Source organism: Amycolatopsis sp. lyj-90, assembly GCF_046549035.1.
GTDB lineage: Bacteria > Actinomycetota > Actinomycetes > Mycobacteriales > Pseudonocardiaceae > Amycolatopsis.
Map to the genome: position 1 here is coordinate 54,669 of NZ_JAJPWP010000014.1, position 18,436 is coordinate 73,104.

The 18,436-nt window shown below is 68.4% G+C and carries 19 protein-coding genes; 12 read left to right on the forward strand and 7 right to left on the reverse strand.

Features of this window, described 5'->3' with window-relative positions; translation table 11 throughout:
• Positions 1–134 precede the first annotated feature (134 nt).
• The 4 genes from ACLJPX_RS39435 to sfnG are packed head-to-tail and all read left to right on the forward strand — an operon-like array spanning position 135 to position 5,098.
• Complete coding sequence (locus ACLJPX_RS39435) at positions 135–701, forward strand: sigma-70 family RNA polymerase sigma factor (RefSeq protein ID WP_410605523.1); 567 nt, start codon at positions 135–137, stop codon at positions 699–701.
• Positions 702–703: 2 nt separating this feature from the next.
• On the forward strand, positions 704–1,078 hold the full coding sequence (locus ACLJPX_RS39440; RefSeq protein WP_410605524.1) for a zf-HC2 domain-containing protein: 375 nt from the start codon (positions 704–706) through the stop codon (positions 1,076–1,078).
• 31 nt (positions 1,079–1,109) lie between these two features.
• On the forward strand, positions 1,110–3,938 hold the full coding sequence (locus ACLJPX_RS39445) for an AAA family ATPase (protein ID WP_410605359.1): 2,829 nt from the start codon (positions 1,110–1,112) through the stop codon (positions 3,936–3,938).
• 32 nt (positions 3,939–3,970) lie between these two features.
• Positions 3,971–5,098, forward strand: a complete 1,128-nt coding sequence (gene sfnG / locus ACLJPX_RS39450; protein ID WP_410605360.1) for a dimethylsulfone monooxygenase SfnG — start codon at positions 3,971–3,973, stop codon at positions 5,096–5,098.
• 527 nt (positions 5,099–5,625) lie between these two features.
• Here sfnG and ACLJPX_RS39455 read toward each other — a convergent pair.
• The 4 genes from ACLJPX_RS39455 to ACLJPX_RS39470 form a co-directional block, all read right to left on the reverse strand.
• Complete coding sequence (locus tag ACLJPX_RS39455) at positions 5,626–7,362, reverse strand: hypothetical protein (RefSeq protein ID WP_410605361.1); 1,737 nt, start codon at positions 7,360–7,362, stop codon at positions 5,626–5,628.
• Positions 7,363–7,475: 113 nt separating this feature from the next.
• Positions 7,476–8,588 carry a bifunctional RNase H/acid phosphatase gene (locus tag ACLJPX_RS39460; protein WP_410605362.1) on the reverse strand — a complete coding sequence of 371 codons (1,113 nt, stop codon included), beginning with the start codon at positions 8,586–8,588 and terminating at the stop codon, positions 7,476–7,478.
• Positions 8,585–9,322, reverse strand: coding sequence for a zinc ribbon domain-containing protein (locus tag ACLJPX_RS39465; RefSeq protein WP_410605363.1), 738 nt, complete (start codon positions 9,320–9,322; stop codon positions 8,585–8,587). Before ACLJPX_RS39465 ends, ACLJPX_RS39460 begins: the two co-directional genes overlap by 4 nt.
• Positions 9,323–9,339: 17 nt before the next feature.
• Entirely contained in the window at positions 9,340–10,161 is an 822-nt protein-coding gene (locus ACLJPX_RS39470) for a Nif3-like dinuclear metal center hexameric protein (protein ID WP_410605364.1), read from the reverse strand.
• Positions 10,162–10,192: 31 nt separating this feature from the next.
• Here ACLJPX_RS39470 and ACLJPX_RS39475 point away from each other — a divergent pair, with 31 nt between their 5' ends.
• Entirely contained in the window at positions 10,193–10,750 is a 558-nt protein-coding gene (locus ACLJPX_RS39475) for a chorismate mutase (protein WP_410605365.1), read from the forward strand.
• A gap of 87 nt (positions 10,751–10,837) precedes the next feature.
• Here ACLJPX_RS39475 and ACLJPX_RS39480 read toward each other — a convergent pair whose 3' ends face one another.
• Positions 10,838–11,158: a hypothetical protein gene (locus ACLJPX_RS39480; protein WP_410605366.1), complete on the reverse strand. Its 321-nt coding sequence runs from the start codon at positions 11,156–11,158 to the stop codon at positions 10,838–10,840.
• Positions 11,159–11,288: 130 nt separating this feature from the next.
• Between ACLJPX_RS39480 and ACLJPX_RS39485 the strand changes: the two genes are divergently transcribed.
• From ACLJPX_RS39485 to ACLJPX_RS39495, 3 genes are read left to right on the forward strand one after another with little or no spacing between them, the layout of a single operon-like run.
• Entirely contained in the window at positions 11,289–11,750 is a 462-nt protein-coding gene (locus ACLJPX_RS39485; RefSeq protein ID WP_410605367.1) for a low molecular weight protein-tyrosine-phosphatase, read from the forward strand.
• A gap of 23 nt (positions 11,751–11,773) precedes the next feature.
• Positions 11,774–12,595, forward strand: coding sequence for an SURF1 family protein (locus tag ACLJPX_RS39490; protein WP_410605368.1), 822 nt, complete (start codon positions 11,774–11,776; stop codon positions 12,593–12,595).
• 55 nt (positions 12,596–12,650) lie between these two features.
• A complete protein-coding gene (locus ACLJPX_RS39495; RefSeq protein ID WP_410605369.1) occupies positions 12,651–13,271 on the forward strand; it encodes an FMN-binding negative transcriptional regulator in 621 nt (206 codons plus the stop codon).
• A gap of 601 nt (positions 13,272–13,872) precedes the next feature.
• Here the strand turns inward: ACLJPX_RS39495 and ACLJPX_RS39500 are convergent.
• Both ACLJPX_RS39500 and ACLJPX_RS39505 read right to left on the reverse strand, forming a co-directional pair.
• Positions 13,873–14,826, reverse strand: a complete 954-nt coding sequence (locus tag ACLJPX_RS39500; protein WP_174720514.1) for a cobalamin biosynthesis protein — start codon at positions 14,824–14,826, stop codon at positions 13,873–13,875.
• Positions 14,827–14,863: 37 nt separating this feature from the next.
• The gene (locus tag ACLJPX_RS39505; RefSeq protein ID WP_101612566.1) at positions 14,864–15,535 is read right to left on the reverse strand and encodes a FadR/GntR family transcriptional regulator; all 672 of its coding nucleotides are present in this window, start codon (positions 15,533–15,535) and stop codon (positions 14,864–14,866) included.
• 127 nt (positions 15,536–15,662) lie between these two features.
• On the opposite strand from ACLJPX_RS39505, the gene ACLJPX_RS39510 reads away from it, so the two are divergent.
• From ACLJPX_RS39510 to ACLJPX_RS39525, 4 genes are read left to right on the forward strand one after another with little or no spacing between them, the layout of a single operon-like run.
• Positions 15,663–16,154 carry a gluconokinase gene (locus ACLJPX_RS39510; protein ID WP_410605370.1) on the forward strand — a complete coding sequence of 164 codons (492 nt, stop codon included), beginning with the start codon at positions 15,663–15,665 and terminating at the stop codon, positions 16,152–16,154.
• A complete protein-coding gene (locus ACLJPX_RS39515) occupies positions 16,154–17,521 on the forward strand; it encodes a gluconate:H+ symporter (RefSeq protein ID WP_101612564.1) in 1,368 nt (455 codons plus the stop codon). The genes ACLJPX_RS39510 and ACLJPX_RS39515 overlap by 1 nt, the downstream gene beginning before the upstream one ends.
• A gap of 48 nt (positions 17,522–17,569) precedes the next feature.
• Positions 17,570–17,911, forward strand: a complete 342-nt coding sequence (locus ACLJPX_RS39520) for an ArsR/SmtB family transcription factor (protein ID WP_410605371.1) — start codon at positions 17,570–17,572, stop codon at positions 17,909–17,911.
• A complete protein-coding gene (locus tag ACLJPX_RS39525; RefSeq protein ID WP_410605372.1) occupies positions 17,908–18,417 on the forward strand; it encodes an SRPBCC family protein in 510 nt (169 codons plus the stop codon). Before ACLJPX_RS39520 ends, ACLJPX_RS39525 begins: the two co-directional genes overlap by 4 nt.
• Positions 18,418–18,436 lie beyond the last annotated feature (19 nt).

The following is an 18,436-nucleotide window of genomic DNA, read 5'->3' on the forward strand; positions in this document are numbered from 1 at the left end:
ACCGTTTATCGCCGCCATACGTACCGGGCAACTAATAGTAAATAGAGCACTACTGCACATGGCTCACGGCGATAGTCTGCGCTACGGTGTACGAACCTGTGAAATCCTCCACCGCTGGGGAGGTTGCAAACCTTATGGAAGCAGTGGGCAGAGGGTGTCAGTTCGGCCGCGATCAGCAGGTCGGCGACCTGTCCGACGATCCGTCCGACGAGCTTATTTCGTTGCTGTACAAGGATTTTCGGGAGACTCTGTTCAATCAGGTCATGTATCTGACCGGCCATGATCAACAATGGTCCGAGGACGTCGTCCAAGAGACACTGATTCGCGCCTGGCAGCATTCGGGAACCTTGAACCGGGAACCGGGAATGCTGCGCGGCTGGCTGCTCACGGTGGCGAAGCGGATCGTGATCGACGGCTGGCGAAACCGGCGCGCCCGCCCTCAGGAGGTGGAGCTGGACAGTTCCGAAAACGCCGAAATAGCGGACCGGACGGATCAGTCACTGTCCGCGCTCGTCATTTCCGAGGCGCTACGATATCTGGACACCAAATACCAGGCTGTCATCTACGAGACGTATCTGACCGGACATACGGTCCGGGAGGCGGCGGTGATATTGGGAATCCCGGAGGGAACGGTCAAATCACGGCTGTACGCGGCTATGAGGACATTGCGACGGTCGTTAGGAGAGCTGGGTTCGCGATGAGGATGCGAAAGGTGAAACACACCGATGTCGCGGCCTATGTGCTCGGTGTGCTCGATCAAGCCGAGGCATACGCCTTCGAAGAACACCTGAAGGGCTGCGGGCGCTGCGGCCGCCAGGTCGCGGAATTCACGTCGGTGGAAGACGCGCTGGCGAGGGCCGATCTGCGCTACCTGTCCCCCGGCGCCACGCGGCGCCGCGGACGGCTTTCGACGATCAAGGCCAACCTCGTCGTGGTCTTCCTGGCGTGCGTCGTCGCGGCGCTGATGTCGTCACGGTCTTCCCGCCGGTTCCGGCGGATGTCGTCGGACGCGGACATCTCGACCCCTGCTCCCCTCGACGACCAGCGATTACTCCCGTTACCGCTTACGTTCAAGTAGTCTGCCGCAAGCCGACACGAAGGTCTCTACGGTGCATACCGAAGTAAATCCCGAGAGTCCCTTCGGCGGGCCTTCGGTACCGAAGCGCCGCGCCGCCGGGCTGCTGGGTCGCGAGAGCGAACTCGACACGATCACCGGGCTGTTCCGGGCCGCCCTCACCGGGCGCGCCACGAGCGCGGTGGTGGTCGGCGAATTCGGCATGGGCAAGTCGTCGGTGCTCACCCGGAGCGGAGAACTGGCGAAGGCCGCGGGGTTCACCGTCGCGCTCGCCACCGCGTCCCGGCTGGAGACGCATCTGAGCGGCGGTGTCGGCCGTCAGCTGATCGAAGGGCTCACCCACGCCCCCGCCGAGCCGGGGTCGCCGAGGCCGCGAGCGCCCCACGCCACCGAATCCCTGCCGGACCGCCGTCCCCGGAACGAGCAGGAACAGACCGAAGCGCTCGACGCCTTCTTCCACACCGTCCGCCACGCCGCCGAACAGGGACCGGTCTTCCTCGGCATCGACAACATCCATCTCGCCGACCCGTGGTCGATGCGCTGTCTCGCCTACATCCGGCACCGGGTGGAGAACCTGCCGGTGATGGTCGTGCTGACCTCGCTGATCGGGCATCTGCAGACCGGCGAGGTCGCCCTGCTGGAGATGTCCGGCTGCACCCCGGCGACGATCCGGCTGCGCGGGCTGGGAACGCGGCACGTCGCGGAGTTCCTCAGTGTCTCCCTGGGACGGTTCGCCGAAGAATGCCGTGAGGTGACCGGCGGCAACCCGTACCTGCTCGCCGCGCTGCGCCGGCGACTCGTCCCCGGGATGGACCTGGACACCGCGGGGTCGGCGATGATCGGCGAGGTGCTGCGGGTCCGCATGCACGAGTACACCGCGGCGCCGAAGATGCTCGAAGCCGTCGCGATCCTGGGCGAGGACGCGAGCTTCGACCTGCTGGCGCAGCTCGCCGGGGTCGACGAGATCACCGCGCTCGAGGCCATCGACACGATGGTGCGCGTGCACCTGCTGACCAACAGCCATCAGCCGGCGCTGACCTACCGGTTCGTCCGCAATTCGGTGCTCGCCGACATGCCGCTCACCACCAGGGCGGTCACCCAGTCGCGAGCGGCACGGCTCCTGCACGAGGCGGGCGCCGCGCCGGAGCGGGTCGGCGCGCACCTGCTGGAGGCGACCGCGATCAGGATCCCCTGGGCGGTGAACGTGCTGCGGCTAGCCGCCCGGCATTCGGTGGTCCGGGGCGATCCGGAACTCTCCGTCCGTTTTCTGGTGCGGGCACTGGAAGAACGGCTCAGCGAACGCAAGCGGATGGCGATCCTGCTCCAGCTCGCGCACGCGGAGTTCCACTGCGACCCGGATTCGGCGCCCGCCAGGGTGCGCGAGGCCGTCGACCACATCGACGACCGCGAAACCGCGGCCTTCGTCGCGACGGCCATGATCCTTTCGCTGTGCTGCGGCCCGGACGCGCGCTTGGCGATCAATTCCGCCGGCCAGTTCGCCGCCAGGCTCGACGCGGGCGGGCCCGACGCCGTCTGGCCGCTGCTGTGCATGACGTATCTCGCCGAAGCGGGCAGCAGACTCGGCCCGCCACCGGACTTCCGCGATTTCGAGCAGCAGTGGGCACCGCTGAACGACCCCGCCGCGCAACAGAGCCGCTCGGGCCTGCTCGCGCTCGACACCGTCCGGAATGGAAGCTCTTCGGCGAACGCCGTCCGCCATTTCGGCGAGGCGTTGTCAGGCGAGCAGCCGGAACTGTTCGAGCAGCCGTATTTCTTCACGCTCGCGACGGCCGTGCTAGCCGACGAGTCCGCGCTCACCGACAAGCTCTGCCAGGTGCTCGACACCAAACGCCTGCCGTGGGATTTCCACGTGCCGAAGGGCGCGCTCGCCACTCTCGCCCGCGGGATCGCCTTGCAGGGTGGCGGCGACCTGGTGCGGGCGAGTGTCCACTACGAATCCCTGGTGCGGCAGTTCGACGAACGCGGCGCCACCAGCCAGTGCCCGATCGCGGTGCTGTGCGTGGCGAGGCTGATCGAGACCTCGGTCGACCTCGGCCGGTTCGACGTCGCGAACGCACTGCTGGACAAGATCGATTTCGGGGCCACCCAAGCACTTTTCACGCACAACTACCTGCTTTACGCCCGCGGCAGGCTCCGGGCGGCCACCGGCGAGCCGGAACTCGGCTACGAAGACCTGCGCGGCTGCGGGCGCCGTCTGGAACACCACGGCATGCGCTTCCCCGGATTCGCCCCCTGGCGGGCGCATGCCGCTCGCACCGCGCTGGCGCTCGGGCGCACCGACGCGGCGGCCCGGCTCGCCGAAGAGGATCTCGAAGCCGCGGAACGCTGGGGAGCGCCGAGAATCCTCGGCGGCGCGCTGACCACGGCGGGCCTGGCCCGCGACGACAACGAGGAGGCCGAACGCCTGCTCACCAAGGCCGTCGACGTCCTCGGCGGGTCGACGGCGAAGCTGGCGCTGGCCGAGGCGCTGACCGAACTCGGGGCGCTGCAGGCCCGGCACGGCCAGGGCGAGAAGGCGATCGCCACGCTGCGGGAGGCTGCGCAGTCGAGCAGGCATTGCGGCGCGCGGCCGCTCGCGAGGCGGGCCGCCGAGGCGCTGCGGGACGCGCGAGCGAGCATGGCCACGGCGAAGGACAACGAGCACGGGCTCACCAAACAGGAGTACCGCGTCGCGGTGATGGCGTCACAAGGTCTCACCAACCGGGAGATCGCCGAGGCGCTGCACCTGACCCGTCGCACCGTCGAACTGCATTTGTCCGGGGCCTACCGCAAACTCGGCATCACCGGGCGGACCGAATTGAGCACCGCGCTCGGCCGTTCCCAGCGCGTGGACGGTGATTGACGGTTTCCGGGGGCGGCGGTTCACTCCGCGACATGCCGGGAATCGAATCCGAACCACTCAAATTCGCCTATTGGGTCCCCAATGTGAGCGGCGGGCTGGTCACCAGTGACATCGAGCAGCGCACCGACTGGGGATACGAGTACAACCGGGATCTCGCCGTCCTCGCGGAGAACAGCGGGTTCGAATACGCGCTGAGCCAGGTCCGCTACACGGCCAGCTACGGTGCCGCCTACCAGCACGAATCGACCGGTTTCAGCCTCGCGCTGCTGCTCGCGACGCAACGGCTGAAGGTGATCGCGGCGATCCACCCCGGACTGTGGCATCCCGGGGTGCTCGCGAAGTTCATCGCCAGCGCGGACGTGATCTCCGGCGGACGCGCGGCGGTCAACGTGGTCAGCGGCTGGTTCAAGGACGAATTCACCAATCTGGGTGAAGCATGGCTCGAACATGACGAACGGTACCGGCGATCCGAAGAGTTCATTCGCGTACTGAAGGAACTCTGGACGAACGACCACGCCGAATTCAACGGCGATTTCTACCGGATTCACGATTTCGACATCAAGCCCAAACCGGTGGGACGGCCGCATCCGGAGATCTTCCAGGGCGGCAACTCCACCGCGGCGCGGAAGCTCGCGGGCCGGGTCTCCGACTGGTACTTCAGCAACGGCAAGGACTTCGACGGCTTCAGCGAGCAGGTCTCGGAGGTTCGTGGTTACGCGGCCGAGAACGACCACGCAGTCCGCTTCGGGCTCAACGGCTTCCTGATCGCGCGGGAGACCGAGAGCGAGGCGAAGGCCGTGCTGCGGGAGATCGTCGAGAAGGCGAACACCGACGCCGTCGAGGGATTCCGCAACGCCGTCAAGCAGGCGGGAAGCTCCACATCGGACAAGAAGGGGATGTGGGCCGATTCGGAGTTCAAGGATCTGGTGCAGTACAACGACGGCTTCCGCACCGGGCTGATCGGCACGCCGGAGCAGATCGCGGACCGGGCCATCGAGTACAAGAAGCGCGGGGCGAACCTGCTGTTGCTCGGTTTCCTGCACTACCTGGAGGACGTCGAGCACTTCGGGAAGCACGTGCTGCCGGTGATCCGGGCCAAGGAGGCGGACCTCGAGCGAGGCGCCGCCACCCCCGAACCCCTGGTCACCTCCGCCCCCTGACGCGTTTAGTCCTCTAGTTGCGGTCCTTGCACGCGCAACTACCGCAACTAGAGGACGAAACGCGGGCGGTGAGGGGACGGGTCAGGGCGACGCGGGTCTCCAGGCTGTGATCGGTGCGGCGGGTCGTGGCGACTCGGGTTAGAGCGGAACGGTATTTGCCTACCTACGCGTGACCAGCGCGAAGGTGTGGTGCGGTAGTCGAGGGGGTCGGTTCGATGACACCGGAATCTCACCGCGGCAGGTCCGAGTGTGGAGGATTCGGGACGTTCAACGTCCCAAATCCTCCACACTCGGCTGGGGTGGCGCTCACGCGTGTGCCGAGCGTTGACGATGAAGGAATGGGGACGTTGAGTGTCCCGATTCCTTCATCGTCGACGGGGGTCGGTCCGGTCTTGGTACTTGATCAACGGAGGATCGGGGACACTCAACGTCCCCGATCCTCCGTTGATCAAGACCGTGCCATCCACAACCTCGCGGAGCGCAACTACCGCAACTAGAGGACGAAACGCGGGCGGTGAGGGGAAGGGTCAGGGCAGGTAGACGGTCTGGCCCGGGTGCATGGTGGGGCCGCAGTCCTTAAGCGGGCCGCCGAAGCGCGCCTTCTCGACGTCCGGCAGGGTCTTCGCGGCGTAGTCCTGGGCGGCCTTCAGCTTCTCGGGGCTGGAGACGGCGTCCTTGCGCACGAAGTCACCATTGCGCAGCCCGCCGCCCGGGTACACGAAGATCGGCTCGTAGTCGCGGTCGATCCGCGAGTCGACGGTGATGCCGTTGCCCGCGGCCCACGGGCCCCACGAGTGGATGAAGGTCGGCTTGACCTTGTCGAACACGTAGTCGCGCAGCCCCGGCATGTCGCCGTTCTTGACGAAGTCCGCGACGTCCGCCTCGACCAGCCCGGCCATGTCCACCAGGTGCAGGCGGCTGGTCATCGACGAGCCGCCGAGGTCGGGCAGCAGCAGCGACGCCTGCTGGAGGCCGAGGATGTCGGCGATGGTGTTGAACCCGCGGCCGAAGCGGTCGGCGATGAGGCACGCGGGCACCGTCGGGACCTCTTGGAACTTCTCCGACGACGACGCGAAGCCCATCCCGGACGGGATCGCGGCCGCGACCAGCACGAGCACCACGACGGTCCGCAGAACCGCCCGCGAACGGCGCAGCAGTTCGCCCGCGGCCAGCGTTCCCGCCAGCGCGGCGAGGATCCAGATCGGGGTGGCGAAGCGGTGCTGGCCCATCCAGTCCGGGACCATCACGCCGTAGGCGATGATGCCCAGCACCAGCGGCGTCATCAGCGCGACCAGCGCGCGCCGCCATTCCGCGCGGACCAGCGCGTAACCGATGGTCAGCGCGAGCAGGATCGTCCCGGCGACACCGGCGTAGCCGACCAGCTCGAACGGCTGCTTGAACGCCGAAAGCCCGGGAAGGCCCTGTCCCTTCGCGATGGACGGGTTCGCCAGCAGCCTGCCGAACTCCGCGATCCGCCAGGCGAGGTACGCGCCGAACGGGATCGCGAACGCGACCACGGAGACCACGACGAGCTTGACGCTCTGCCCCAGCAGCGGCTTCCGCAGCTGGAACAGGACGACGAGCGGGTACGCGCCGCCGTAGATCAGGCCTTCGGGGCGGGTCAGCGCGGCGAACGCGACCAGCACCCCGGACCAGATGGCGACCTTCGCGGTGAGCACGGTGTCCTTGCGGACGGCCACGAACAGCAGCACGGCCAGCCAGGCGACGGCCATCCCGAACAGGGAGTTCTCCAGACCGGAGATCGTCCAGATGACGAACGACGGGATCGCGGCCAGCGTCAGCCCGACGACCAGGGTCGCCAGCCAGGCGAAGCGCTTGAAGATCTGCTTCGCCGCGATGTGGCAGGCCGCCAGCGTCCCGGCGGTGAACAGGAGCCCCAGCAGCTTCGGGAACAGGACGTAGTCGGGGAGGCCGAACAGCGTGCCGCTGTCGAAGATGCCGACGAGCTTGCCGAACGCCAGCAGCACCAGCCAGGTCGAGTTCGACCAGCCCTCGACCGACGGCTGCCCCGGCTGCAGCACCGGGCCGATCCCGTCGGCGAAGCTGCGCGCGTAGGAGAAGGTGATGGCCGCGTCGTCGACGATCCAGTGGCCGTAGAGGGTGGCGTGCCAGGCCAGCGCGGCGACACCGGCGAGCACCGCCAGGTAGGGCGCGATCCGGGCGGCCGGGCCACGACGGGCCGGCGTCTCCGCCGGGTCGGGCACATCTTTTTCGGAAGCTTCGCTGAGTGCGCTCGCCGTCATGTCCCCGTCTTTGCCTTCTCGCTCACGTGCCCGTCGCCGAAACTGTAGCCAATACCCCATCGGTCGCCCGCGACACGTCATATCCAGGCGTGATCCGCGCCACATCCACCGGGTCAGGACAGATGCGAGATGTCGTTCACCAACCGGACCGAGGCGTTGCCGTCCGGATAGAACTCGACGATCGACAGCGAGGCCAGGTCCAGGTGCAGGCGGAACAGCAGCGACGGCCCGGCGTCCAGGCCCATCCGCAGCAGCGACTTGATCGGCGTGACGTGGCTGACCAGCACGAGCGTCCGCCCGCCGTACTGCGCGATCAGTTCGTCGCGCGCCTTGCGGACCCGCCGGTGGACGCCGTCGAAGCTCTCGCCACCCGGCGCCGCGATGGAGGTGTCCGAGAGCCAGTCGGTCTGGAATTCCGGGTCGCGGTCCATGGCCTCTTTGAAGGTGAGGCCCTCCCAGTCGCCGAAGTCGGTCTCGATCAGCCCGGGGTGGGTCTCGACCCGGCCGCCGAGCGCGTCCGCGATCGCCTGCGCGGTCTGCTGGGTGCGGATCAGCGGTGAGGCGATGATCGGCGCGACCTCGCCGTCGACGACCAGGCCCTCCATCGAGCCGAGGCGTTTCGCGGCGGCGGCCGCCTGCTGCTTGCCGTGGTCGGTGAGCGGCACGTCGCCGCGGCCGGAGTAGCGCTTGTCGACCGACATCGCCGTCTGGCCGTGCCGCACGAGGAGCAGTTTGGTCGGCGTGCCGGTGGCGCCGGTCCAGCCGACCGGGCTGATCCTGTCCTGCTTCACGGTCTTCGGCGCTTCTGACTTCTTCTCGGTCCCGGCGTCCATCGCCTCGTTCGCGAGCCCGTCCGCGTGGGAGTTCTCCGCGCGCGGGATCCACTCGTAACGCACGCGGGAAAAGCGCGCCGCCAGCTCCTTGGCTTCGGCGTTCAGCGGCTGCATCGACGGGTGCTTGACCTTCCAGCGCCCGGACATCTGTTCCACCACGAGCTTCGAGTCCATTCGGACGTCCACTGTGGACGCTCCGAGCTCGGCGGCCGCGGCGAGACCGGCGATCAGGCCGGAGTACTCGGCGACGTTGTTGGTCGCGATGCCGACGTACGCCTTGCGTTCGGCGAGCACCTCACCGGTGACCGCGTCCTTGACGACCGCGCCGTAGCCGGCGGGCCCGGGGTTGCCCCGCGACCCGCCGTCGGCCTCGATCAGCACGTGGTCGGTCACAGGCCGGACTCCAGCGTGCGCACCAGGATGGCGCCGCAGTTCTCGCACTGGATGACGTTGTCCTCGGGAGCGGCCTTGATCTCGGCGATCTCACGGCGGTCGATGTCGAGCTGGCAGGCGCCGCAACGGCGGGCCCGCAGCAGCGCCGCGCCGATGCCCTTGTGCGCCCGGACGCGCTCGTAGAGCTTCAGGAGGTCTTCCGGGAAACGCGGCAGGAGCTTGGCGCGGTCTTCGTCGCGGCGCGCCTTCGTGGTGTCGAAGTCGGTGAAGTTCTCGTCGCGGCGGCGGACGGCCTCGGCGACCTCGTTCTCGGCCTTCGCGACCTCGGCGCTGGTGCGCTGGGCGTCGAGGTCGAGCGCCTCGCGGCGTTCCATCAATTCGAGCAGGTCGTCCTCGAGCGCGGACTGACGCCGGTTGAGGCTGTTCAGCTCGTGCTCGATGTCGGTCATCTGCTTCGCCGCGACGGAACCGGATTCGAGGAGCTTGCGGTCGCGGTCGCCACGGGCGCGCACCGACTCGATCTCCTTCTCCTGACGGGCGATCTCACGGTCGAGGTCGGACGCCGCGGTCTGGACCGAGACCAGTGCGTCACGTCGATCGCGGACCGTCTTCTCGCCCGCGTCGATCTCGGCGATCTCCGGCAGGGTGCGGCGGCGGTGGGCGGTACGCGAAAGTTCGGCGTCCACCTTCGCGAGTTCGAGCAGCTGGCGCTGGACGGCGGGGTCGGCCTTCACGGTGCTCCTTGTGATTCTTAGTGCTCGGTTCGGGTGGCCCGTAGCGTCCACGGGTCGGTGCACCGCGTGGAGACGTGAACGTCGACGTTACCCGCAAACGCGGCGCGGACGACGGCCGAGGCTTGCTCGCACCACGGCCATTCGCTCGCCCAGTGTGTGACGCCGACCAGGGCGGGGACTTCGGCGATCTCGGCGAGGTGTTCGCCGGCGGGATGATGCCGGAGATCGGCGGTGACGTACGCGTCGACCCCGGCGGCGGTGGCCCGCTTGAGATAGCTGTCGCCGGAACCTCCGGAAACGGCGACGCGGCGGATCGGGCGGGCCGGATCGCCCGCGCCGTAGACGCCGGGTTCCGTGCGGGGCAAGGCATTCGCGACGCGTTCGACGAAGACGGAGAACGGTTCGGAGGCGGGCAGTTCGCCGATGCGGCCGATGCCGGTGACGCCGTCCTCGCGAGGGTCGAGCGGGCCGAGGACGGTCAGGCCGATGGCGTCGGCGAGCGCGTCGGAGACGCCGGGCGACGCGGAATCGGCGTTGGTGTGCGCGCAGTAGAGGGCGACGCCCGCGCGGATCAGGCGGTGCACGAGACGGCCCTTGGTGCTGTCGGCCGGGACGCCGTGGACGCCGCGCAGCAACAGCGGATGGTGCGCGACGATCAGCTGCGCGCCGTCGGCGATCGCCTCGTCGACGGTCTCGTCGACCGGGTCAACGCAGAACAGGACCTTGTCCACGTTCTCGGCCGGGTCGCCGCAGACGAGTCCGACGGCGTCCCACGATTCGGCGAGTTCGGGCGGGTACGCCTGTTCCAGGGCGGCGATGACTTCGGCTAGCGCGGGCACCCGGGGATTTTCGCATGTAGCGTTTCCGGGCATGCGACTTCGGGTGCTCTGCGCGCTGCTCGTGGCCGGACTGCTGACGGCGCCCGCGCCGGCATCGGCGTCCTCGGGTCTCTGGACGCTGACCGATCTGGCCGCTCAGCGCGTGCAGATCGCCGACAAGGTCGCGGCCGCGAAGTTCGGCACGCCGTCGCCGATCGACGATCCGGTGCGCGAACAGCAGATCCTCGACTCGGTGGCGGCGAAGGCGCCCGGGCTCGGTCTCGACGCGGATGGCGTGGTGCGGTTCTTCCGCGACCAGATCGAGGCGAACAAGGTCGTGCAGCGCGGCCTGTACGCGCGATGGACCGAGCACCCCGGCTCGCGGCCGCCCGGACGGCCCGATCTGGCGACCGAGGTCCGGCCGGTGATCGACCGGCTCAACGCGGGCCTGCTCGCCGAACTCGCCGCGACCCGATCCGCGCGGGCGCGGCCGTCGTGCGACGCGCGACTGGCGGTCACGGTGCGGCTGGTCGACGCGCGACGAGACCTGGACCGGCTGCACGCGGGCGCGCTCGGGGAAGCCGTCCGGTCGGCCTGCGCTCGGCCCTGACCGCGGGCGGGAGCAAGGGACCTTTGCTCTCACCTGGTTCGCTGACCTGCGGAAAGAGAGCAAGGGACCTTTGCTGTCGCGCCCGGGTCAGTCCAGCGCCTTCGCGTCCTTGTTGATCGCCCAGCGGCCGGCCGCGCGCATGACGCGGCCCGTCCACAGCATCGCCCGGTAGGCCTTCGTCGAGTGATCGGGGACGTCGGCGTAATCGACCTGGTACGGCGCGACGGACGCGCTCGACCGGAGGTGCAACGGCATCCTGGTCATCGCCTCTTTCGGCGATCTCGCCTGGACGAAGTGGTGCTCCGACAGGATCCGCCCGACCTCGTAGGGGTGCGGATGCTTGACGGTGATGCGATACCAGCGGAGCCCGGTTGCCGGGGACTCGACGATGGGTGTTGGTGCGCTCATACGCGACCTTCCTGCGTGTTTCTCTCCAGGAGGTCTACTCCCGCTTCGTCCCGGCTTGCCAGCTTCGCGCGCCCGGTAGCCGTTCAGAGCCGGTGAACGGTCGATCTCCGGCGGCCTTCACACTGATCGGGTGCTGCACATCGTCTTCGTCTGTTCCGGCAACATCTGCCGCTCGCCGATGGCCGAGCTCGTCTTCCGCGCGAAGGTCGAGGAGGCCGGTCTCGACCACTTCGTCCAGGTGTCCAGCGCGGGCACCGGCGGCTGGCACGTCGGCGAGGCCGCCGACAAGCGGGCCCGCGCGAAGCTGGCCGAACACGGTTACCCGACCGGCCACGTCGCGGCCGAGGTCGACCGCGGGCATCTGGCCGCCGACCTGCTGCTCGCGGCGGACGACAGTCATCTGTCCTTTCTCCGGCGCAAGGTGTCGGACCCGTCCAAGGTCCGGCTGCTTCGTGAGTTCGATCCCTCCGCGCCCGAAGGCGCCGAGGTGCCCGACCCGTACTACGGCGAAGACGACGGTTTCGAGGACGTCCTCGGCATGATCGAGCGGTCCGTTCCCGGCCTGCTCGACTGGGTGCGCGCACACGCCTGAGGCGGACCGCTTACCGTGGTGGGGTGCGGTTGAAGTTCCTGCTGAAGCCCGGGTGGCTGGCCTTGACGTTGGTGGTGTTCACCTTCGCCGTGTGCTGCTTCACCCTGCTGGCGCCGTGGCAGTTCTCCCGCGACAGCGAGCGCGAGCACCAGAACGCGGCACTGCGGGAGTCGTTCTCCGGTCAGCCGCGGTCGCTGGACCAGCTGCTTCCCGGCGGAGCCGCCCCTGACCAGCGCACCGAGTGGCACCTGGTCGCGATGAAGGGCACATACCTGCCCGAGGGCGAGGTCGTGGCCCGTCTGCGCTCCGTACAGGGCGAAGCGGCCTACGAGGTGCTGACGCCGTTCCGGACCGTCGAAGGCACGGTCGTGCTGGTGGACCGCGGGTATGTCCGGCTCGACGACAAGTCACGGGCCCTCCCCTTCGCCGCGCCTCCCGCGGGGACGGTCGACATCGTCACGCGAGCACGTCACGACGAGCGGGACGGGAAGAACCGCGACGCCTTCGCCGACGAGTCGACAGGCGGTCAGCTGCAGAGCTACGTCGTCGATTCCCAGGTCGTCGCTCGGGCCGCGAAGCTCGACATCCGGCCCGGCTATTTCCAGCTCGACGTCGAGCAGCCCGGCGTGCTGGGCGCGATGCCGCTGCCGCAGACCGACGCGGGACCGTTCTTCTCCTACGCGCTCCAGTGGATCGCGTTCGGGGCCATGGCGTTGATGGGCTGGCTGTACTTCACCGTCCGCGAGCTGAAGCCGGGCGGCGCACTGACGACGGAGCGGCCGCAGCGGCGCAAGAGTGTCGCGGAGATGCTGGCCGAGGACGAACGTTCCGAAGTGGCTACCTGATCCGACGAGAAATTGGATCTTTTATGGGTCCATATCCGCGTGCTCATACTCGATCATGCTGATTCACCCGTGGGACGCCGCCCACGACGACGCCGAATGGCAGGCCTGGCTCTCCGGACACGACTTCGGCCAGCTGATCGCCGGTGGCGCGGGCCGTGACCTGCCGGTCGTCAACCCGGTGCACTTCGTCTACGACGGCGACCGGACGGTCCTGCTGCACCTCGCGCGCCCCAACCCGGTCTGGCCGCTGCTGGAGGAACATCCGCGGGCGCTGCTCTCGGTGACCGACGACCACACCTACATCCGATCCGCCTGGAACACTCCCGCCGACCCGCCGCGCGGCGTCCCGACGTCGTATTACGCGTCGGTGCAACTCGAATGCGACGTCCGGCTGGTCGACGACGCCGAGGAGAAGGCCGCGCTCCTGGACCGGCAACTCGCGCACTTCGAGCCCGGTTCGGGCCGGTTGGGAGTGAGCGCCACCGAGGCGCCGGACAAACGACTGCTGCCGGGGATCCGCGGCGTCGAGCTGACCGTGACCGGGGTGCGGGCGAAGTTCAAGTTCGGCGGGAACAAGCAGCCGGCCGACCGGTCGCGGATCGACGCGGAGCTGGAGCGGCGCGACGGCCCGATGGACGCTCGGGCGCGGGCGCAGCTGGCGCGGCGGGAGCGATAGCAAAGGTCCCCTGCTCTCTTTCCGCAGGTCAGAGACCCACGCGATAGCAAAGGTCCCTTGCTTCCCGCCCCCACCTGAAGTCCGCCTTCACCCGACTCGGCGGAAGTAACGCGCCCTTCACCTTCCCAAGTACGTGAAGACCCCCTTCATTGTGTCTGCGCCAGAGTTCCGGCAAAGTCGGCTATCCGCTGGTCGCAGAGGTGGCGGAGTGGGCTCGTCATCCGAGGCATGACACGCTCCTCGAATGTCCACAGAGGACGCCTTCGGCCCAACGTTGCCCGATTTGGGCGGTTTCGGGGTGGTCGTGAGCGGTAAGTGTCGCTCTAACGCTTCTTATCACTCACGACCACCCCGAAAACCACGCAAAGCGCTCTAATCGGGCATCAGAACCCGTCCTGCAGCCCTCTATGAACAGTCGCACCTGACACGTGCGGATAGCCGACCTTGCCGAGACTCTGGCGCCTCACGCAAGGAAGAAGCCTTCACGTACGTGAAGGGCGGCGCCCAAGAGCGGATCGAGACTCTTTCCGCAGGTCAGAGACCCAAGCGATAGCAAAGGTCCCTTGCTCCCGCCCCGCAGGTCAGCGCTCCCGCAGCCAGGTCAGCGCCGTCGCCGCAGGCCGACCAGGACGGCCAGCACCACCGAGCTGATCGCGCCCAGCCAGCCGACCACCCGCGAAAGCTCCACGGCCCGCGTCACGTGACCGGCGTCCGGGTTCCGGCCGATGCCGAGCACCGGCAGTTCCTCGACCCCGTGCGGGTACACCGTCCGCCCGCCGACCCGGATCTCCAGCGCCCCGGCGAACGCGGCTTCGACGCGCCCCGCGTTCGGGCTCGGGTGCGCGGTCGTGTCCCGTCGCCACGCCCGCCACGCGCCGCCCGCCGAACCACCGACGACCGGTGCGGCGAGCACGGTCAGCCCGGCCGCGACCCGCGTCGGCACGAGATGGACGATTTCGTCCAGCCGCGCGACGAACCAGCGGTACCGCTCGGAGCGTCCCCGGCCGAGGCCGCGCAGCAGGCTGATCGCGCGCGAGCCGAGCAGGCCGGGCGCGCCCGCCAGGGCTCCCCACACCAGCGGCGCGATGACGACGTCCGCGGTGTTCTCGGCGAGCGTCTCCACCGAGGCGCGCGAAAGGCCGATGACGCCGAGGTCGTCGGCGACGCGGGGGTCCAGTGTGGACAGTGTGCCGCGCGCGGTCTCGAGGTCGCCTTCTTCGAGATCCCGCGCCAGCGAAGTACCGTGCGCGGCCAGACCGGCGGCGCCGAGCACGGCCCAGGTGGTCACCGCGGTCGTGGTCGCCTGAAGGACGGGACTGCGCCGTCCGGCGCGTTCGGCGAGGACGCCCGCCAGCACGGCGGAACCCGCGAGACCGCCGGTCCACAGCAGACCGGCCGCCGGATGCTTCGACCGGACCTTCGCGTCCACCGCCGAAGCCGCCCTGGCGAACGCCGTCACCGGAGGCCGTGACCGGGGATCCCCGATCGCCCCGTCCGCGGCCACCCCCAACACCAAGCCGATCGCGCGCGCCGCGCTCACCGTCGCCCCCCGCATGCAGTTCCCTCGAAGACCTGCAGAGGTTACTCGAACATCATCCGTCCAGAAGGGCGGCCATCTCGTCACGCGCCTGGATGACGATGTCCCGCATCGCGCGTTCGGCCCGGTCAGGGTCACCGGCGTCGACGGCGGCCGCGACCTCGACGTGCAGCGCGACGGCCTCGGGCTGCGGTTCCTCGGGCATCAGCCCGTGCCCCGTGCGCCCGGCGAGCACTTCGGCGACGACGGCGGAAAGCTGCGCGAACATCGGATTCCGCGACGCGGTCAGCAGAAGATCATGGAATGCGACATCGTGCCCCAGAAAGGTCGCGAGATCTCGCTGGTGCGCCGTCTCTTCCAGTCGCTTCGCCAAAGCCCGGAGACGGCCGCCTTCTTCGGGCGTCGCACGCAGCGCCGCGAACCGGGCCGCACACGGTTCGACGCCGGAGCGCAACTCGGTCAGCGTGCGCAGCGCGGTCTTCCGCTCGGATCCGTCGAGTTGCCAGCGGAGCAGCCTCGGGTCGTAATGGTTCCAGTCACGCGGCTCGCGCACGGTCATCCCGACCCGGCGTTTGCTGCTGGTCAGGCACATCGTTTCGAGGACGCGCACCACCTCGCGCGCCACCGTGCGCGACGCGCCGAACCGCTCTTGGAGCTCCTCCGAGCGCAGCACGGAACCCGGTGGCAGCTGCCCGTTCGCGATCGCGGAGCCGAGCGCGTCGAGCATTTCGGCATGCCTGTCATTGCCCACCAGGCGACCTTAACGTTCTGATTCGATTAAGTAGTACTTGATGTTGCTTAAGTAGTACTTTTGAGCTGTACTCGTCCCGGCTACAACGACGTGGGAGGTACGGATGACCGTCATCGTGGTGATGGGTGTTTCCGGCTCGGGCAAGACGACGGTGGGCACCGAACTGGCCGCCCGGCTCGGCGTCGACTACGCCGAAGCGGACACGTTCCATCCGCAGGCGAACATCGACAAGATGAGTTCCGGCCACCCGCTGAACGACGAAGACCGGCAGCCGTGGCTCGAGGCCATCGCCGGCTGGATCCGGGACCACCAGGACTCGGGCGGCGTCGTCACCTCCTCCGCGCTCAAGTACCGCTACCGCGACGTCCTGCGCAGCGGCGGCGACGTCTGGTTCCTGCATCTGCACGGCGATCGCGCCCTGCTCGCCGACCGGATGAAGACGCGCTCCGGCCACTTCATGCCGGTGTCCCTTTTGGACTCCCAGCTCGCCGACCTCGAACCGTTGCAGCCGGACGAGTTCGGGCTCGTCGCCGACATCGCGAAGAAGCCGGAAGAGATCGTCGACACCACCCTCGCCGCCTTCAAGGACCGCTGATGACCACCACTCTCGCCGCCTCCTGGACCGGGCACGACACGCGCCTCATCGGCGCGACGGTGCTCGCCATCGCCGTGATCGTCGTCCTGATCACCAAGGCGAAACAGCATCCGTTCCTGGCCCTCATCCTCGGTTCCGGCGTGCTCGGGCTCGTCGGGGGCATGCCGGTGGACAAGCTGATCAAGAGCTTCAGTTCCGGCGTCGGCTCCACCGTCGCCTCGGTCGGCGTGCTGATCGCGCTCGGCGCGATGCTGGGCAAACTGCTCGCCGACTCCGGCGGCGCGGACCAGATCGTCGACACCATCCTGCGCCGCGCGGGCAATCGCACGCTCCCGTGGGCGATGGCGCTGGTCGCCGCGCTGATCGGGCTGCCGATGTTCTTCGAGATCGGCCTGGTCATGCTGATCCCGGTGATCTTGCTGGTCGCCAAGCGCACCGGGAAACCGTTGCTGCTGCTGGGTATTCCGGCGCTCGCGGGGCTTTCGGTGCTGCACGGCCTCGTCCCGCCGCATCCCGGGCCGCTCGCCGCCGCGGGCGCGCTGAACGCGAACATCGGCCTCACCCTGGCCTTCGGCCTGCTCGTCGCGATCCCGACGGTGATCATCGCCGGACCGCTGTTCGGCAGGCTGGCCGCGAAGATGGTCCCGGACGCCGTCGCGCCGGAACGGCTCGTCCCGGAGTCGTCGAACGACGAAGGACGGCGCCCCGGCTTCCTCGCGACGCTGTCCACCGTGCTGCTGCCGGTCGTGCTGATGATGGGCAAGGCGCTCGCGGACATCCTGCTGGACAAGGAGAACCACGTCCGCCGCGTGCTCGACTTCATCGGCGACCCGCTGGTGGCACTGCTCGCCGCGGTCCTGGTCGGCATGCTCACGCTGGGCAAATCCGCGGGTTTCACGCGCGACAAGCTGTCGTCCACGGTGGCCGATTCGCTCCCGCCGATCGCGGGCATCCTGCTCATCGTCGGCGCGGGCGGCGGGTTCAAGCAGACCCTGGTCGACGCCGGGGTCGGCAACGTCATCACCGGCCTGGCGACCGGCGCGAACCTGTCGCCGCTGCTGCTCGGCTGGCTGGTCGCGGTCGCGATCCGGCTCGCCACCGGCTCCGCGACGGTCGCGACCGTCTCCGCCGCCGGAATCGTGGCGCCGCTCGCGGCGACCATGGACCCGTCGCACAGCGCGCTCCTGGTGCTGGCGATCGGCGCCGGTTCACTGTTCTTCTCCCACGTCAACGACGCCGGGTTCTGGCTGGTCAAGGAGTACTTCGGGCTTTCGGTCGGGCAGACCTTGAAGAGCTGGTCGATCATGGAGACGCTCATCTCCGTGACCGCGATCGCGCTGATCCTGCCGCTGGGCGCCCTCCTGTAGCGAAGTCACCGGTTGACACGTGACCTTTTGGTCACCTATTCTTCCCTCGTGCCCGACGACGACCTGGTTTTCAAGGCCCTGGCGGATCCGACTCGCCGGTTCCTGCTCGACCAGCTGTTCGCGCGTGACGGCAGCACGCTGACCGAACTCGAGTCCGAAGTGGACATGAGCCGGTTCGGTGTGATGAAGCATTTGAAACTGCTGGAAGAAGCCGGACTTGTCGTCACGCGCAAGGAGGGCCGCGAGAAGCGGCATTTCCTCAACCCGGTCCCGATCCGGCAGATCCACGACCGGTGGATCGACAAGTTCACGGAGCGCACCGTGACCGCGTTGCTCGACCTCAAAGCCGAACTCGAAGCCCCGGAACCCGAAACTGAGGAGCCGTCATGACCGACACCCAGGTTTACCGCGTCTACATCAAAGCCACCCCGGAGAAGATCTGGGACGCCATCACGAAGCCCGAGTGGTCACAGAAGTACGGGTACACCGGCCTGGTCGACTACGACCTGCGGCCGGGTGGCAAGCACGCCACCCACCCCACGCAGGACTACGTCGACGCCGGGTTCAAGAACGACCTCGTCGACGGTGAGGTCCTGGAAGTCGACCCACCGCGCAAGCTGGTCATCACCTGGAAGCTGCAGATGGACCCGGCCTTCGACAAGGAGCCGTACACCAAGCTCACCTACGAGATCGAAGAGACGAAGACCGCGGGCACCCGGCTGACCGTCACCCACGACGTCACCGACGCGCCGACGACGGCCGCGCTGGTCAACGGCTCGCAGGAGGACGTCAACGCCGGACCGGGCGAGAACGCCGGTGGTGGCTGGGCCTGGATCCTGTCCGACCTCAAGTCGCTGCTGGAGACCGACGAGCCGCTGGTCCCGGCCGCCTCCTGAGCTGAAGGGGACTTTCCCC

Coding starts and splice junctions, on each gene's coding strand:
- ACLJPX_RS39505 (WP_101612566.1), bottom strand. CDS start 15,535: ATGCTCGACGCGCTCGGCTCCGCGATCGCGAACGGGCAGCTGCCACCG.
- ACLJPX_RS39435 (WP_410605523.1), top strand. CDS start 135: ATGGAAGCAGTGGGCAGAGGGTGTCAGTTCGGCCGCGATCAGCAGGTC.
- ACLJPX_RS39480 (WP_410605366.1), bottom strand. CDS start 11,158: ATGAGCGCACCAACACCCATCGTCGAGTCCCCGGCAACCGGGCTCCGC.
- ACLJPX_RS39500 (WP_174720514.1), bottom strand. CDS start 14,826: ATGCGGGGGGCGACGGTGAGCGCGGCGCGCGCGATCGGCTTGGTGTTG.
- ACLJPX_RS39510 (WP_410605370.1), top strand. CDS start 15,663: ATGACCGTCATCGTGGTGATGGGTGTTTCCGGCTCGGGCAAGACGACG.
- ACLJPX_RS39455 (WP_410605361.1), bottom strand. CDS start 7,362: ATGACGGCGAGCGCACTCAGCGAAGCTTCCGAAAAAGATGTGCCCGAC.
- sfnG (WP_410605360.1), top strand. CDS start 3,971: ATGCCGGGAATCGAATCCGAACCACTCAAATTCGCCTATTGGGTCCCC.
- ACLJPX_RS39475 (WP_410605365.1), top strand. CDS start 10,193: ATGCGACTTCGGGTGCTCTGCGCGCTGCTCGTGGCCGGACTGCTGACG.
- ACLJPX_RS39440 (WP_410605524.1), top strand. CDS start 704: ATGCGAAAGGTGAAACACACCGATGTCGCGGCCTATGTGCTCGGTGTG.
- ACLJPX_RS39495 (WP_410605369.1), top strand. CDS start 12,651: ATGCTGATTCACCCGTGGGACGCCGCCCACGACGACGCCGAATGGCAG.
- ACLJPX_RS39525 (WP_410605372.1), top strand. CDS start 17,908: ATGACCGACACCCAGGTTTACCGCGTCTACATCAAAGCCACCCCGGAG.
- ACLJPX_RS39515 (WP_101612564.1), top strand. CDS start 16,154: ATGACCACCACTCTCGCCGCCTCCTGGACCGGGCACGACACGCGCCTC.